Genomic DNA, 16,260 nt, shown 5'->3' with positions numbered 1-16,260 from the left:
TTTATTTTTGACAACCTAATTCTTAGATCAAAAAGTGAATTTATTAAGTAATAATTAGCCTGTATGATACTTCCTTCATTCAGGCTTTTATTATGTTCCTCTGATCTATAATCCGAGCGACGCAATCAGCCGTCGCACGTCCTGATCCGCTTGTTTAGGTGTTAAAATCAACAGTTGATCGTCTACGAGGACACGTGTCTGACCACGCGGCGTCAGGATTTCATCTTCACGAATGATCGCAACGACGAGCACATCCTGGGGCATCTCGATATCCTGTAACGTTCTTCCGGCAATCACACTGTTTGTCGAGACCCTGACCTCGATGATCTCCGCTTGCGGATGGGTGACGGTCATGAATTTCAGGAACGGTTCGACCGTCGTGTCGGGCTGTGTCTCTAGCCCCATTCGCCGGACGATCCACGGCAAGGCCGTTCCTTGCAAAAGAGCAGACGTCATGACGGTGAAGAAGACGATATTGAAAAGAAGCGGCGCTTCAGAAAGACCACTCGAAAGCGGATAGGTCGCGAGAATGATCGGAACGGCTCCACGTAGACCAGCTGCCGTGATGACACTCTGTTCTTTGACCGTGTACCGAAACGGAAGTAGCGATAAGACGACGGCAAGTGGACGAGCGAGCAGGATCAACGTCAGGACGATGACAGCCGAGACGAACAAAGTCCGAGAATCAAGTAATTGTTTTGGAAAGACGAGCAATCCGAGCATGATGAACATGTCGATTTCTGCTAGATGCGACAAGCTACCACTGAATCGTTTGAGCGTCTCGCGGTAGATCATATCATGATTGTTGATCCAGATTCCGGTCAGATAGACGGCGAGAAACCCACTGGCGTGCAAAATCGTCGCGAGACCATACGAGAAGAGCGCCCCACTGAACAGAAGCGTCGGATAAAGGGCGGACGATGGCAACTCGATCCGGTTCAGCAGTTGCGTGACGAGATACCCGATCGCAAGACCAACTAGTGTCCCGAGTCCCATCTCATAGAGGAAGGAAAGGATGCTGGCACCGATCGAGAATGATTCCGGTGCCAATGCAAACGATGTGAATAAGATCGTGAGAAAGACAGCCATCGGGTCATTCGTTCCAGACTCCGCTTCAAGCGTATGTTTGACCTTAGCATCGACCGGTCGTCCACTTAACAGAGAAAAGACAGCCGCCGCATCGGTTGAGCCGACGAGTGCGCCGATCAATAACGCGACCGGCCAAGAAAAATCAAGCAGATAATGTGCGACGAAAGCGATGATTCCTGTCGTTGCGAGGACTCCGATGGTCGCGAGCGACAGGGCAGCAGGGAGAATCTTTCGGAAATGCGTCCATTTTGTATGCAAGCCACCGTCAAATAGAATCAAGACGAGCGCCATTGTTCCATAGAGACGGGCTTGTTCGAAATCACCGAAGTTGATGATTCCTGAAACGTCGGACCCTGCGATGATACCTACAACGACGAATAGGATCAACGTCGGTACATTTAACCGGACAGCGAACTTCGTCGTGATGATTGCAATCAGTAATAGTGTGCCTGCGATGAACAAAATCGTACCTTCTTCCATCCCACCACCTCTTTCTTGATGACATGCTCTCTTCTTAGTATACGTTATTTTTTGAAAATTTCGAAAAATAATACCGAAATAATGTGTATAAACGAATAGAAAAAGGAAAACTAGAAGCAGGACTAGTGCATTCAAAATGGAACATCAAGGAGGAAGAGGGATGAACATCTGTATCGTCACGGGTGCCAATTCTGGTATGGGAATGGTCACGATTCAAGAATTACTGGAGCGGGGAGATCGTGTCATCGCGACCGTCCGGTCTCAGAAAAAAGTGACGGCACTCGTTCAACTGTTGCGGGAAAACGGTGTATCGCATACACAACTGGAAATCGAGATTGTGCAACTGGATCAACTTGACTCCGTCCGTCGTTTTGCGGATCGCCTGTTCGACATGATGGGTCGAATCGACCGTTTGATCCTAAATGCTGGAGTCATGGTACCGCCGTATCATGTCACGAAGGACGGCTTTGAATCGCAATTCCAAGTCAATTACTTGAGTCACTTCTACTTGATCGAGCGATTGTTACCTTTACTCGAAAAAGGACAAGATCCGCGCGTCATCTCGATTTCCTCTCTCGCCGGTGAAGGCGGCTTGATCCGGACCGACGTCGAACTTGAGGCGATCGCGCACGTCAAAAAAGAACACTACAGCCCGATGCGTTCTTACCGCGAATCGAAGCTCCTGCAAATGATTCATATGCGTGAGCTAGCTGAAAAGAACGGCGACCGGATCACGTTCGTCAGCGTCCACCCCGGGATCGTCAATACGGATTTGTTCTATCGCGGCAAGTACGGCAAAGTGATGAAGACGTTACTCAAACCAGTCGCGCAAGTCGGATACTGGACCGGAAAACTTTATACACCGGAATACGGTGCGAAGACGGCGCTCTATCTTGCAACAACCGACGATCCACTTGACAACGGCGGCTATTATGCGGATTCCGCTCCTCGACTCAGCAATCCGATCGTTGAAGATGACGAGTACCGGGCACAAGCACGGAATTTGTCGCGCCGCTGGGTCGAATTATCCTGAACGCCAAAAAAACGACCGGCTCGTGGGAAGCAGGTCGTTTACCGTTGTGACGACTGGGGGTCAGATCACTCCTAAAGAATACGTTACATCGAAATAAAATTGTGGAATATGAAAAAAATCACAAAATAATGGGCAAACATGAAATCTTGAAGCAAAAAGGTTTTCTTCTCGCTTCGCATTCGTTAGGATAGAGAAGAATTTTTTTTGTAACAGGAGGAATAACATGATACGACAAGCTACATCAAAAGACGTTCGAAACATCGCAACCCTACTTGAGCAAAAAGCGCTCTCCCTTAAAGCCGGTGGCAGTAGCCAGTGGTCAGCTTATCTTGAGCAAGACATCGAGCAACTCGTCGTGCGAGATTTAGAAGCCGGTCGCCTGTATGTCTTTGAGGATCAGAACGAGCTGCTTGGTTCCGTTGCCCTGCTTCCTTCGCTCGAATGGGATCAATCCTTGTGGGATGATGTAGAAGGTCTGTATATCCATCGAATCGTCGTCAGCGACCGCGCAAAAGGACGTGGAGTCGGTCGGAAACTGCTGGAACATGCGATTGCTGTGACAGAGGACGAAGGGGAAATCCTACGACTCGACTGTGTCGCTTCAAACGAGTTTCTCAATGCGTATTACACGTCATTCGGCTTCGTCTATCAAGGAACACGGGACGGGTTCGCGATTTACGAGTATGAACACATCGAAGCGACGGCCTGAAGCGGTTCAATCAAGACAACGGTCGTTTCGTTTGGTATGGTAAGAGAAAAAGAACGGTTCAAGGAGTGATCGGATGCGATTGAATATCGGCTTCATCGGCTTTGGCAAAAGTACGATCCGTTACCATTTACCGTACGTGATGATCGAGGACAACTATCACGTCATCTGGATTTACAATCGGAAGGAAAAACCGGAGCTGTTCGCGTCCTATCAAAATCGACTGCCAGATGCACGTTTTACGACGGATGTGTCTGAGATGCTCGCTGACCCGGCACTTGATGTCGTCGTCATCAATACACCACCGGCGACACATTTCGAATACGCGTTGCTCGCCTTGCAACATCAAAAGCATGTTCTCGTCGAAAAGCCGTTTACCGTGACTGAAGAGGAGACGAAGCATTTATTTGCGGAAGCACATGCGCAAGGCGTCAAAATTCTCGCTTATCAAAACCGCCGTTACGACAGCGACTTCCAAGTCGTCGCCCAAATCATCCGTTCCGGAAAACTCGGACGACTTGTCGAAGTCGTCTCGCAGTTTGATTTGTTTCGTCCCGAAGCAGCGTCAGCTGATGCGCGCCATGAGAACGGCGCACTCTACGGACTCGGTGTTCATACGCTTGACCAAATCATCGCCTTATTCGGAAAACCGGACAAAGTCGCCTTTGACGTGCGCAGTGTTCGACTGCCGCACAATCCCGATGACGCGTTTGCGATTGATCTCTATTATCCGGAGCTCAAGGTCAGCGTCCGGACGAGTCATGTCGCACTTGCCCCGGCACCCCGGTGGATGTTACACGGCACGAACGGCACGTTCATCAAACAACACGTCGACCGGCAAGAGCTCGACCTGAAAGCGAACTACTTCCCGGGAGAAGAGGGGTTCGGTGAGGATTCGGAAGACGATTATGGGCGTTTGATTTATCATGATGAACACGGTCATCTGCAAGACGTCCGGATCCCGAGTCCTGTTGGCGATTACGGTAAAATGTATCGCGCCTTTTACCGCAGTATCGTCGAAGATGCACCGCTTCCAGTGAAAGAAGAGGATACCTTGTTTGTTGCCCACCTGCTCGAACAAGCTTTTGCGCAACCGTCTCCTTATATCTTGACGATCCAAAATTAAATTTTAATTTGATTGCAGGTTGATGACAACTCGACTGTGCCCATAGGCATGGTCGGGTTTTTTTGATATAAAGAACAGGTACATTCCTGATTTTTCAGATTTTTCTAAAGAAATGTTGATTATTTTTTCAAAAAGTTGGGAATAAGGGAATGTCTCACCAAATCAAAACATAGGGGGTCTATCATGAAACGATTCTTATCCGTATTGCTCGTAGCGGCTGTCATCGTTGGGGTACTCAGCCCTTCGTTGATCGCTGAGGCCGCGACGAAGTTGACCGTGACGACGGATGTCTTGCGCGTCCGCGAAAAACCGTCGACATCGAGTAAGATTCTCGGTAACGTCTACAAAGGGAATGTCTACACATCAAAGGGAACGTCCGGCAGCTGGTATAAAATCAGCTACAAATCCCGCACAGGCTACATACACAAGAACTACGTCAAATCGTCCTCGTCGAAATACACGTCGACAGGGACGAAGTATACGACGGTCGGCACGCTCAACGTCCGGACGGGTGCCGGAACGAAGTATAAAGTCGTAGGACAGCTGAACAAAGGGGTTGCCGTCGCGACGTACGGAACATCGGGCAGTTGGACACGGATTCTCTACAAGGGAAGCTACCGCTATATCTCGACGCAATACGTCTCGAAGTCGAAACCATCGACGACGACGAAAAAGTTAAATGTTCCGTACTACAACCAATATTCACTCGGGTATCCATCTGGTTGTGAGTTCGTCTCGTTGAAGATGGCACTCGAATATAAGAAAAAAGCCGTCTCTGCTGCGTCACTCTACAATCAAATGCCGAAAAGCATGAAGAACGCGACGTATAAGAACGGAAAGTATTACTGGGCAGATCCGGAAAAAATGTTCACGGGGAATCCAGCCGGAACGCTCGACTACTACAAGAACTGGGGTATCTACCCGAAAGGAATCCTACCACTCGCGAAAAAATACCGCAGTGGTGCCGTCGATATCTCGAAACAAGGCGTCTCGAAGATTGAACGTGAAATCCGCAGCGGTAACCCGGTCATCGTCTGGGCAACGGTCGATTTTAAGAATCCATATGGCTACTTCTCTTGGATCAAACCGGACGGTAAAACATTCACAGGTTACCGGAACTATCACGTCATGCTCGTGACAGGTGTCTCAAGCGGTTCGTTTTATGTTTCGGATCCATACCGCGGCAAGTATAGTGTCAGTCGTTCGCAGTTCACATCCGTTTTCAATCAAACGGGACAATATGCGTTATCTGTTCGTTAATTCCTCATCCGGTCGCCCCCACGCGACCGGATTTTTGTCATTTTCATGCATATTGATACGAAAACTACTGTAAAATGAAGGAGTTCACCTGCTAGGTGTGTAAAAGAATGACAATGTATCCATGAAAGGAAGTGAAGAGATGGAAGATCCACGGATCACGCGTCTCGAGCAGGAGGTCGCGGCGTTACGACAACGAGTAGCTGCCCTTGAAGGACAGCACACTTCGCCTGTCGCACCTGAACCGAGCGAACCAGAAGTGAGTACGGTCGCTCGCCCAGCCCCGCGCCCTGCTTATACGAAACGAAAACCGGTTGTTCCTCAACCAACATTTAAGGAAAAACGCTCCCGCGAAGAATGGGAACAGGTCATCGCGACCGTCTGGTTACCCCGGATTGGAGCGATATTCGCTGCACTCGGAGCCTTGTTCCTGTTCTCCTACGCCTCGGTTGCCGGTCTGATCAGTCCGCCTGTCCGCATCGGAAGTGGGGTATTGATCGGTCTACTCGTCATCGCCCTTGGAGAATACCAGTATGAGAAGAAACGACGCGAGCTCGGGGTCGGACTCGTCGCGACCGGTACGATCGTCGCCTTGGCGGCACTGTTCGCCGGGATGGCCTTATATCAATTCTATCCACCGTCTTTAGCCTTCTTACTTGAGCTCGTCGTCGTCTTCATCGCGTACGGTCTGATGCTCTGGATGCGATCGCAAGCCTTACTCGTCCTCGTATCCATCACCGGTTTCTTATTACCGTATCTACAATTATCGGACGACCCGAACTTACCGCTCTTCTTATTGTACGAAGTCGTCTTGTTCGCAGCGATCTTCTTTGCGGTTGACCGACTGAAGGCAAAAAAAGCGTTCGTCTTCGCTTGGGTGATCTTTACGATCGCACTCGCGTTCGGCCTACTCTCGTTAGAGCTCTACTGGCTTGATGAACAGGTACCACGACTTGATGAATGGTCTCTCTTACTTGCGACATTCTTCGGTTACGGTGCGACATCGTTCGTCGGACGACGGATCCAGTTTCAGCCAAACGTGCCAAGCTGGCTTGCCGGAGTTGTCGTCTTACTGACGTTACTGATCCTCGACTGGTCGTTCGGTACGCTGATCGCGATTCTGTTCGCTGGCACTGCCTACCTGCTCGCTGAACGATTGAAGGATTCCGCTCAAAATGGTGTCGGTCACGTCGCCTTACTCGTCGCCGTCCTCTTGATTCCGGCAGATGCCCTCAGCTGGACGTATCAACTGCGCTACTTTTTGATTGCCGGGTTGATCGCCGCATTTTGGTTCGTTCCGCGGGCGCGAATGCCACACCAACGGTTGTTTAACGTCGGGTTGTATGTCGTCTTTATCTTTTCAGCCGTCGTTGATTATGAATCTTATCAAAGCATAGGGCTGTCGTATGCGTTGACGGTGCTCGCGATGGTCATTGCTTCGACGGCATTCGTCTTGCTCCTCGTTCAGACACATCGTGATCCGGTTTGGAGAGGGTCATGGCAACTTGTCCTCGTCTTAGCTGCAATCGGTGTCTTTACGACCTACACGTTGATCATCATGGAGTTACCATTCTACCGCGGTCTTGAAGAGACGGCGCGTAGTACGACGTTGTCCGCGGCCTATATCGTCCTCGCACTCGTCCTTGTCGCGATTGGTCGGATGCGGACGTCGTCGACGTGGCGATTATCCGGGTTGTTGCTACTGACCATCAGTGCCGTCAAGCTTTTACTATTCGATTTGTCGTTCCTGAGCTTATTCCAAAAAGCATTCGTCTTCATTGGCTTCGGAATCGTCACGTTCATCATTTCACGGACGTACTTCAAAAAACGCAAAGAACAAGCCTGACAAAACGCTTGAATCGGTTGAAATGAACCGGTTCAAGCGTTTTTAATTGCTCAAAAATTTTTATTGATAACGATTATCATTGTCGTCTATACTATTTAAGGAACTGACTTAATTAGTAACAGGGGGAATCATACATGAAACAAGCATTATTGATGACAGGGGCGCTCGCCGTCGTTTTAGCAGGTTGCAGTGAAGCGAAACAAGCGGAGACACCAGCACCGAAAAAGATGAATTTTGACCAGGTCGTCACGGATTACCGGACGTATGCGATCAACGAAATCGATACGTTCGTCCGCGAGACGGAAAAGTTCACGGATGCCGTACAAGCCGGGAAGCTTGAAGAAGCGAAAGCGTTGTACGCACCGACGCGGATGTATTACGAACGCGCAGAACCAATCGCGGAAGTATTCGGTGACCTTGATCCGAAGATCGATGCGCGAGCAGGCGACGTGAAAGCGTCGGAGTGGGGTGGCTACCACCGGATCGAGCAAGGATTATTCGAAAAAGGAACGACAAAAGGTTATGAAGCATACGCGAAACAATTGATGAAGGACGTTCATTTACTGCGGGCAAAGGTCGAGACGGTCGAGGTGACACCAGAATTACTCGTCACGGGGGCGACGGATTTGTTAAACGAAGTCTCGACCTCAAAAGTGACAGGGGAAGAAGACCGTTATTCGCATACCGATTTATATGACTTCGCGGCAAACGTCGAAGGGGCTGAAAAGATTTACGAACTGTTGAACCCGGCGCTGAAAAAACAAGATGCGGCGTTATCAAAAGAGATTGCTGCTCGCTTCAAGGATGTCTACGCGTTACTCGATGCGAAGAAACAGGGTGACGGCTATGTTCTCTATACGAGTCTCTCGAAACAAGACGTCAAACAGATGAGTGTCGCCATCAATGAACTCGCGGAACCGCTCTCGAAGATGGGCATCGTACTGGAGGGATAAGCATGAAACCAATCCAAGAAGGCGTCACGCGGCGTGACGTCCTGAAGGTCGCAGGCTTGACGAGTCTCGGGGCCGCCCTGTATGCCAGTGGTCTTGAGAAGTTTCTTCCACGGACATTGACTGTTGAAGCAAGTGATCAAGAGCCGTTCTACGGGACGTATCAAGCAGGCATTTTGACACCACCACAAAACCACGTCCAAGTCGTAGCGTTTGATATCAAGACGGAGCGACGCGATGAACTCGTTGATTTATTAAAACGCTGGACACGGTTATGTGCCCGACTTGCGGCTGGGTTACCATATGGCGATTCCGACTCCCGTTACGTCCCACCGGAAGATACGGGGGAAGCGGACGGATTATCGGCCGGTCATTTGACGTTTACGTTCGGGTGCGGTCCAAGTCTATTTGACGGTCGCTTTGGTATTCAGCATAAACGACCGGAGGCGCTTAAACCGTTGCCGACGTTCGATCTCGATCGTTTAGATGAAAAATGGGGCGGAGGTGATCTTGTCGTTCAAGTTTGCGGTGATGATGCGCAAGTCGTCTTCCATGCAATTCGTAACCTCGTCCGTGTTGGGCGCGGAACGGTCGCGATGCGATGGTCGCAAGCTGGCTTCCAGCGCAGTAAAGCAGCAGATGCCTCTGGCGGGACGCCGCGCAATCTATTCGGCTTCAAGGATGGCACGGGAAATCCCGACGTCTCGAAGCAACAAGTCCGGAAAGAATCGCTCTTTTGTCAGTGGCAGGACGGGACGCCGTGGTTAACGAACGGCTCGTTCCTCGTCGTCCGCCGCATTCAGATGCATCTCGAGGTTTGGGACCGGACGATCCTGAAGGAACAGGAACGGACTTTCGGACGCGAACGTGCTTCCGGGGCACCGCTCGGCTCAACAGACGAGTTCGCTTCCGTCACCCCAGCGAAACGACAAGCTCGTGGCGAAGCTGCCTTACCGGTTGACTCGCATACCGCTGTCGCGCATGGAGACGGGAAGACAGCGATCCTACGCCGTTCCTACTCTTATCAAGACGGCATTGATGAGAAGACAGGTGCCCTCGATGCTGGACTACTCTTTTTATCGTATCAGCGTTCGCCAAAACAATTCATCGCGATTCAGCGCCGTCTTGCCACGCAGGATCGACTGAATGAATACATCACGCACCGTGGAAGTGCCATTTTCGCCTGCTTCGGTGGGATCTCGAAAGGAGGCTACATCGGTGATGCGTTATTTGCGTAATCTTGTCCTTTTACTTGTACTCCTTGTAGCTGGTCAACACGCGGTGCCTGTCCATGCTGCTTCGACGGATGATCTCTATGTCGCAATCGGACAAGCCCTGTCTGCCGTCGCAAGTGAAGATCGCGCGGCACTGAATCAAGCCATCGATGAATTAGGGCAAGCTGCTCAAGATTTACCTGATCAACAAGCGGCAATCACGAAAGCCGTCAAACAGGTCGATGCAAAACGATCGGCAACGTTTCCTGAAGTCCGCGAGCAACTGACGGCACTCTCTGCTGCCGTCCGGAAGCAGGAAGAAGCCACGAAACCGAAGACAGATCCGGTTGCGAAAGCAAAGGTGAAGCAATTACTTTCGTTGACAAAAGAGATGCGTCAAGTCAAAGCGAGCGATCGTCCGGCAGCGGAACAACGATTGTTGACCGCTTGGGCAACGCACGAAAGTCTTGTCCGTAATGACAGTATCGGTCACTATGGCAACATCGAGATGGCGCTTGCGTCGATTCGGATCGCCGCGGCGCGAAAGCCTGCGGATACGAAGGAGTGGAAGGCGGCACTTGATCAATTCGACAATGCAGTCCAGTCCTTCCTCGACGGAGAACAAGTCCAAGCGAAGAAAACAGGACTGCAGTCACTGCTGACACCGCTTGAAGAGGCGCAGACCGCGCTTGCAGCAAGTGATTTGCCGCAAGCGAAGCTGGCACTCGAATCGTTTCTGAAGACCTGGCCGCGAGCCGAAGGCGAGGTCCGGACACGAAATGAAGGTCTCTATTCCCAGCTTGAATCAGACGTACCACTGCTACTTGCTCGGCTGACGCCGGAAACTCGGCAAAAGACGGCACAAGAACTCCAGTCGTTCGAGAATGCTATTGCACAATTACAAACAAAGACGCATTATACGTTCATCGACGCAATGCTCGTGATGCTCCGGGAAGGTTTGGAAGCATTATTAATCGTCAGTGCACTTGTTGCCTTTGCACGGAAAAGCCGAACCAAACAAGAAGGTAAGGTCTGGGCAGGTGCCGGGCTTGGTCTGATCGCAAGTGGTCTGTTAGCCCTCATCCTGCAGACAGTCTTTCAAGCCTCATTCGCAGCAACAGGTCGCGAACAAATCGAGGGCTATACGGGAATCGTCGCGGTCGTCGTCATGCTGTTCGTCGGCTACTGGTTGCACTCGAAAAGCGCCGTCGCGAAACGCAAACACTTTTTGTCGACGCTCTCAACGACGTCCTTGTTCTTCGTCAGTTTCTTGACGATCTTCCGAGAAGGCGCCGAGACGTTGTTATTTTATATCGGAATGGCACCAGCGATGACGAAGACTGCCTTGTTATCCGGAATCGGTCTCGCGATCGTCATCATCGGTCTCGTCTCGTATGCGGTCATTCAGATCGGTGTCCGTTTACCGATTCATCGCCTGTTCCAAGTCGCATCCTGGTTAATCTATCTAATGGCGTTCAAGATTCTTGGTACGAGTCTGCACGCGTTGCAGCTGACGAACGTCTTACCGATCCATCCGATCAATGGACTCGGAACCGCCGGCTGGATTGGCTTTTATCCGACGCTCGAGACGCTCCTCCCGCAAATCGTCCTGATGATTCTGATTGCCTTGTTTACAATTTGGCAAAAGCGGCGTGCGTCTTTAATCCAGACGGCTGCTTAATCCATTTTTCAATTTCAGGTTTCAACTATTATGTTTCGGGTATAACTTCTTATCAGCAGCTTGCTGCATGAAGGAGAGGGATTTTTATGCTTGAAACGCGCATCGTACGAAACATGACCGCTGTCGACGCAGAAGTGACGAGCCTTAAATCAAGTGGTTATTCGAATAAACAGATCTACATCTTTGCGAAAGACGAAGAACTCGCAGAACGGATCGCGAACGATACGCAGACGTTACCGTATCGCGTGACGAAGAAGTCGTTCTTCGAGACCTTATTATCAGCCGTCCGGAGTAACCGGAAAGACCGGATCGCTCAGTTGTCCGAGCTTGGTATGACGAAGGATGTCGCCGAGGACCTAGAAGATGAAGTCCGACACGGTCGGATTGTCATCGTCGGTTCGAAGTCTGATTTACTGAATCCAGCGTTTGCGGCATCGTATGTGGCGGATGAAGCAACCGATTATGGTGCTGGCGTCCCGAAACTCGAAGATGAGGAAACGACGACGACTTTACCAGCCGATCAAAATGTCAAATTAAAAGATGAATGATACGTAAGCCTCCTGTTTCTCAGCATAGAGACAGGAGGCTTTTGTTTAACCTTCTCTTGGAAGGGAATGGAAAGTAGGAAAGACGATGCAATTCTTATATGTCGGCTATTATGATGCAGACCGAATGGATGCTTTATCGAAGGAAGAGATCGATACGTTGATGTCGCGTTGTGATGCGTTAATGGACACCTTTAATGAACAAGTCAACGTCCTATCAGACTGGCACCCCGGTCTTACGACACAAGCATTTTACTGGCAGGATGGGGTCGTACAGAAAAAAGTAGAACCGGATCGAACGCACGGGGAGCAGATCGGCAGTTTGATTGTCTTTGAAGCACGTGATTTCGATCAGGCGATGGAACTGGCTTCCCTTCACCCGACGACCCAAGTCGCAGAAGGGGAATCTTACGGGTGGCGCGCGGAAGTCCGACCGTTATCAGGTACTTCTTAATGTATGGGTTATGGACGACGTTTACGATTTGTAATGACAGATCAACCGCTCGGTGGCAAAGGACTCACGTAAACCAAAACCCCTCCTCTAGTCGAGAAGGGATTACATACTGTTAGGTTGTCTTCCACTCGATATCGATGACGTCCGCTGCTCGTACCATCCGGCGCATACCTGTCGATGTGACGAGTTCGATCGTTCCGCGGTCATGAAAAATCGCTTGGATCGAACCGGATACCGTATCGAGTTGTTTCAATCGGACGTGGACTGTCTGTCCGGTCCGGACTGCACGTTCCATGATGTGTTGTAAGGAGAGGCGATCACGAACGATCGTCTCTTCGCGTGATTGATACAGATGCTCAAGATGAAGGATATGCTGGCGTGAAGTCAGTTGTTTCCACTTGCGATTCGATCGTTTTTTAGATGCGAACATGGCTGACCACCTCCTGAATTGAGTCGTACGCTAGATAGTCGTGCGCTCTGCTTCAGTTATTTCCCTTCACGAATAGTGCTTAAACACGTGCTCCTGACATTTTTTCACGAAACGCCGCGATTGCCGCAACCGCTTCTTGATCGTACTCGACCTCTCCCGGTGCATTCCCTTCGGCAAGAATCGCTGTCTCAAGCGTCGCGTCAAGGAATGATGCGATATGCTCGAACTGCGTGACGAGCGCTTGTCCTTTGACGCGTGGATTATCTCCTCCGACCGCAATCAAGTGAAATCGTTTCCCCGCCATCCGGCTTTTGAAGTCAAGTTCTTCGTCGCGCAGTGACTCGCTGAATCGGTCGATGAATAATTTCATCTTCGTCGACATCGAGTACCAGTAAATCGGAGTGATGAACAGGATGTCATCGTGTTCAAGCATCTCTTCGACGATCCGGCGATAGTCATCGCCAATCGGCAAAAATCCTCCATGATGACGGCGGTCTTCAATCGGCTGAATCGAGACGTTCGCTAAATCGACAGCAACATGAGGGATTCCTTTCAATGCTCGTTCCCCGAGCCATTCACTGTTTCCTTTGCGTGAGCTACCAAAAATCGTATACATATCGTGCATCTCCTTTTGAATTCGATTGTTCTATTCTATTCCAAACTGCACTGTCAATACACCGATATGCTCACAATTGGTTTTGAATAAGGGTTTTGCGGAAAAAGACAAGAAGACGAAAAACAAATAGGGGAGGAACGGTCGAATGGAGAGAAGTACGCTCATTGCGCTAGAAAAACACTTATATGCCATCCACCTCGAGATGGATGGACTGGCGCGACTCATTACGAAACAATTAATTCATTTGAGCCAAGTGGCTGCATCCGTCGAACATTTTCGACGGATGAGCTTTGATATCTATAAACATCGGACGTCACTCGAGCAGATTCCGTCACAAGTCTTGTATGAGACGGCACTCGACTACGAAGACTGGCTTGAGGAAGAGTTTGATGAGATTCCTGCTAGCTGGCAACTGGCGACGAAAGAAGAGGAGGCACTCGAGCAGCTTTGGTGGTTCGAATTCTCACGAATTCAAGCGGAGCTCGAAGAATGGCTTAGTCTCTATCTGATTCGCCGGATTCGAGAAGACGTTCGTTACATGCCGCCGGTGATCGAGAAAAATGCCTATGCTTTATCAGAGGATGCCCGTCATGTCTTTTGGCGTCTCTTACAACGCTCCGTTGCGAAGCCTTCATCAAAGATTAAGGCGAACCAACTGTCATGTCGAATGGGCATCGCTGAGATTGCCCGCTGTGCCCGACTTAATCAAGACCGGACACGTCGTGCGATTGGTGAATTGACGCGTCGTGGTCTGATTGCAATCGAAGAGGATGATGAGAAGCTAAAAATGCGGCTTCGCCTTCAAGTCATCTGATTTAAAGCTATGAACCGTTCGATCATCCGTTCATCCCGACGCGCGGATGGACCGATCCAAATCAGGTGACCGGGACTTTTCGATTCAATGAACTGCGCGTGAGGAATACTCCGTCGTGCGTGTTCCGCATGCTCGAACGGAACAGCACGGTCTGACTTCGAATGGACGATCAAGACGGGACACGTGACGGCTTCAAGCCGTTCTCGTTCGATGTCTTGTGTGATATCAAACAAGACACCTCGCCCAGGACCATTTTGAAGACCAACCTCATATAATAACGACGCATCCGTCTCACTAATGTGGGTACGGATCGTTTCGCGTGGTAACAGACTCGTCATCTCGACCATCCGCACCGCAGCTTCTTCAGGAAACTTGCGAATCTTATCCTTCACATACGTCCAAAGCCCCCACTGGATGAACTGCAGGGGACGTTGTAAGACCGGTTGGATCAGAAGACGATGATACGGAAGCGAGATCCGGTGCGTCATCGCACACGCTAAAACGAGGGCATGGACGCCTGGATCCATTCCAGCAAGCGTGATTGCCGTCGGTCCGCCGGCAGAGATGCCGTAAACGGTGTACTGTTTAATCTGGCGGGAAGCAAGCCACCCAGCGTAGAACGTCGCAAGCGCCTCTGGACTATCCGCGAGCTGAAGCGGCGTTCTTCCATATCCCGGACGTGACGGTACGATGACACGATATCCTGCCGTGATTAACTTCTCGACATGGTAGACTTCTCGGTAATCCGACTGCGTGCCATGAATCAAAAGAATGACAGGACCGCTCCCGCTATCCCGGTAATCAAAGCGCTGACCATTCCATTCTGCGATATAATGCATCCAAATTCTCCTATCTCTTAGTTTTTACCATTTTATTGTTAATTTAATATTCATTTTCATGTATACTGTAAAGTATAACCAAACCATTGTGACTTAGGAAATGAGGATGCGTAGTGTCTAACGAAAAATTAACGAACCGTGACCGCTTACTTGCTGTACGAGAAATCTTCGAACGTCAGTCGGATGAAGACCATACGTTAACGCTTGAGGAATTGAGCATGGAACTCTCGAAACGAGGACTGATCGAGAAGCTATCCCGAAAATCGTTGAAGGATGATATTGCGGCACTTGCCAAATCAGGTTTCGACGTCGTGGCGGAAGAGACGAAGAATGGACTTGCCATTCCGTATCATCTCGTCAGTCGTCCTTTTGAGCATCATCAGCTCCGATTGCTGGTCGATGCCATCGCCAGTGCGAAGTTCATCTCGGAGAGTGAGACGACGTCTCTCGTTCAAACGATTCAGTCGTTGACGAGTGATAAGATGGCGGAATCACTCCAACCGGTGCTACATACTGTCAAAAAACCAAAAGGAATGACGTCCCGCTCGATCGATACGATCCAGAAAGCCATCAGCGATGGTTTCGTCATCAGTTTCCAGTACCAAGGAAAGTTCAATGAACGGACGCGGAAGTTCGAGTTACGGAAGGATGGCGAGCATTATCTCGTTTCTCCGGCTCACCTGTTGATGGATAACGGAAATTACTATTTGATTGGACGCGATGAGCGGATCAAAGAGATCCGGACGTACCGGGTCGACCGAATCGTCGATTGTAAAGCGTTCGAACCGATGGAAGAACCGGTTCACGTCGAGCCGAGTTACCTAAGTAACATGTTCAACATGTACGGGGGAGAAAACGAGCAATTGACGCTTAAATTCCAGGAGAGTCTGATGCCAACCGTCGTCGACCGGTTCGGGACAGATATCCGCTGCCGTCGCCTCGATGACCTCTGGTTCGAGGTCAAAGTCGATGCGCTCTTTTCCGACGGGTTCATGATGTGGCTGATTCAATTCGGCAACCAGGCGGAAATCATCGCACCTGTCGAACGTCGGGAGACATTCAAGAACAAGGTGGCAGGTCTTGCGACGATGTACCAAGTCGTAACACCTGCTCTTTAAGGGCTGAAGCAAGGTTCACTTGACCGTGGATCTTGCTTTTTTTATTTGTCGAGAAAAAAACT

The 16,260-nt window shown here is 50.1% G+C and carries 16 protein-coding genes; 12 read left to right on the top strand and 4 right to left on the bottom strand.

All coding sequences use genetic code 11. The annotated features are described in order from the left end of the window. Positions 1 to 105: 105 nt before the first annotated feature. Entirely contained in the window at positions 106 to 1,569 is a 1,464-nt protein-coding gene (locus tag B4C70_RS02650; RefSeq protein ID WP_290776859.1) for a potassium/proton antiporter, read from the bottom strand. A gap of 160 nt (positions 1,570 to 1,729) precedes the next feature. On the opposite strand from B4C70_RS02650, the gene B4C70_RS02645 reads away from it, so the two are divergent. The 10 genes from B4C70_RS02645 (at position 1,730) to B4C70_RS02600 (ending at position 12,381) form a co-directional block, all read left to right on the top strand. Further along, positions 1,730 to 2,602: an SDR family NAD(P)-dependent oxidoreductase gene (locus B4C70_RS02645; RefSeq protein WP_290776858.1), complete on the top strand. Its 873-nt coding sequence runs from the start codon at positions 1,730 to 1,732 to the stop codon at positions 2,600 to 2,602. Positions 2,603 to 2,825: 223 nt separating this feature from the next. Further along, positions 2,826 to 3,311: a GNAT family N-acetyltransferase gene (locus tag B4C70_RS02640; RefSeq protein WP_290776857.1), complete on the top strand. Its 486-nt coding sequence runs from the start codon at positions 2,826 to 2,828 to the stop codon at positions 3,309 to 3,311. Between the two features lie 73 nt (positions 3,312 to 3,384). Beyond that, on the top strand, positions 3,385 to 4,434 hold the full coding sequence (locus B4C70_RS02635; RefSeq protein WP_290776856.1) for an oxidoreductase: 1,050 nt from the start codon (positions 3,385 to 3,387) through the stop codon (positions 4,432 to 4,434). 183 nt (positions 4,435 to 4,617) lie between these two features. Next, entirely contained in the window at positions 4,618 to 5,694 is a 1,077-nt protein-coding gene (locus tag B4C70_RS02630) for a C39 family peptidase (RefSeq protein ID WP_290776855.1), read from the top strand. 139 nt (positions 5,695 to 5,833) lie between these two features. Further along, positions 5,834 to 7,537 (top strand): DUF2339 domain-containing protein, encoded by a 1,704-nt coding sequence (locus B4C70_RS02625; protein WP_290776854.1) that lies wholly within the window; start codon positions 5,834 to 5,836, stop codon positions 7,535 to 7,537. 134 nt (positions 7,538 to 7,671) lie between these two features. Continuing rightward, entirely contained in the window at positions 7,672 to 8,490 is an 819-nt protein-coding gene (gene efeO, locus B4C70_RS02620; protein WP_290776853.1) for an iron uptake system protein EfeO, read from the top strand. 2 nt (positions 8,491 to 8,492) lie between these two features. Then, on the top strand, positions 8,493 to 9,725 hold the full coding sequence (gene efeB / locus B4C70_RS02615; protein WP_414654413.1) for an iron uptake transporter deferrochelatase/peroxidase subunit: 1,233 nt from the start codon (positions 8,493 to 8,495) through the stop codon (positions 9,723 to 9,725). After that, positions 9,709 to 11,382: an FTR1 family iron permease gene (locus tag B4C70_RS02610; RefSeq protein WP_290776895.1), complete on the top strand. Its 1,674-nt coding sequence runs from the start codon at positions 9,709 to 9,711 to the stop codon at positions 11,380 to 11,382. The genes efeB and B4C70_RS02610 overlap by 17 nt, the downstream gene beginning before the upstream one ends. 86 nt (positions 11,383 to 11,468) lie before the next feature. Continuing rightward, positions 11,469 to 11,930: a general stress protein gene (locus B4C70_RS02605; RefSeq protein WP_035407992.1), complete on the top strand. Its 462-nt coding sequence runs from the start codon at positions 11,469 to 11,471 to the stop codon at positions 11,928 to 11,930. A gap of 85 nt (positions 11,931 to 12,015) precedes the next feature. Continuing rightward, the gene (locus B4C70_RS02600) at positions 12,016 to 12,381 is read left to right on the top strand and encodes a YciI family protein (RefSeq protein ID WP_290776852.1); all 366 of its coding nucleotides are present in this window, start codon (positions 12,016 to 12,018) and stop codon (positions 12,379 to 12,381) included. Positions 12,382 to 12,493: 112 nt separating this feature from the next. Here the strand turns inward: B4C70_RS02600 and B4C70_RS02595 are convergent, their stop codons facing one another. Then, on the bottom strand, positions 12,494 to 12,811 hold the full coding sequence (locus tag B4C70_RS02595) for a hypothetical protein (protein ID WP_064299885.1): 318 nt from the start codon (positions 12,809 to 12,811) through the stop codon (positions 12,494 to 12,496). 79 nt (positions 12,812 to 12,890) lie between these two features. Continuing rightward, positions 12,891 to 13,427, bottom strand: coding sequence for a flavodoxin family protein (locus B4C70_RS02590; RefSeq protein ID WP_290776851.1), 537 nt, complete (start codon positions 13,425 to 13,427; stop codon positions 12,891 to 12,893). Positions 13,428 to 13,572: 145 nt separating this feature from the next. Between B4C70_RS02590 and B4C70_RS02585 the strand changes: the two genes are divergently transcribed. Continuing rightward, the gene (locus B4C70_RS02585) at positions 13,573 to 14,241 is read left to right on the top strand and encodes a hypothetical protein (RefSeq protein ID WP_029341707.1); all 669 of its coding nucleotides are present in this window, start codon (positions 13,573 to 13,575) and stop codon (positions 14,239 to 14,241) included. On the opposite strand, the gene B4C70_RS02580 is transcribed toward B4C70_RS02585, so the two are convergent. Continuing rightward, positions 14,229 to 15,080: an alpha/beta fold hydrolase gene (locus B4C70_RS02580; protein ID WP_290776850.1), complete on the bottom strand. Its 852-nt coding sequence runs from the start codon at positions 15,078 to 15,080 to the stop codon at positions 14,229 to 14,231. The two genes, B4C70_RS02585 and B4C70_RS02580, sit on opposite strands and share 13 nt — an antisense overlap. Before the next feature lie 113 nt (positions 15,081 to 15,193). On the opposite strand from B4C70_RS02580, the gene B4C70_RS02575 reads away from it, so the two are divergent. Next, positions 15,194 to 16,198 carry a helix-turn-helix transcriptional regulator gene (locus B4C70_RS02575; RefSeq protein ID WP_290776849.1) on the top strand — a complete coding sequence of 335 codons (1,005 nt, stop codon included), beginning with the start codon at positions 15,194 to 15,196 and terminating at the stop codon, positions 16,196 to 16,198. The last annotated feature ends 62 nt before the right edge of the window (positions 16,199 to 16,260 follow it).

It is taken from the genome of Exiguobacterium sp. UBA5002 (assembly GCF_002396765.1).
In the GTDB taxonomy this organism is placed as follows: domain Bacteria; phylum Bacillota; class Bacilli; order Exiguobacteriales; family Exiguobacteriaceae; genus Exiguobacterium_A.
The sequence above is the reverse complement of the archived record's forward strand: the minus strand, read 5'-3'. Positions and strand labels throughout refer to the sequence as shown.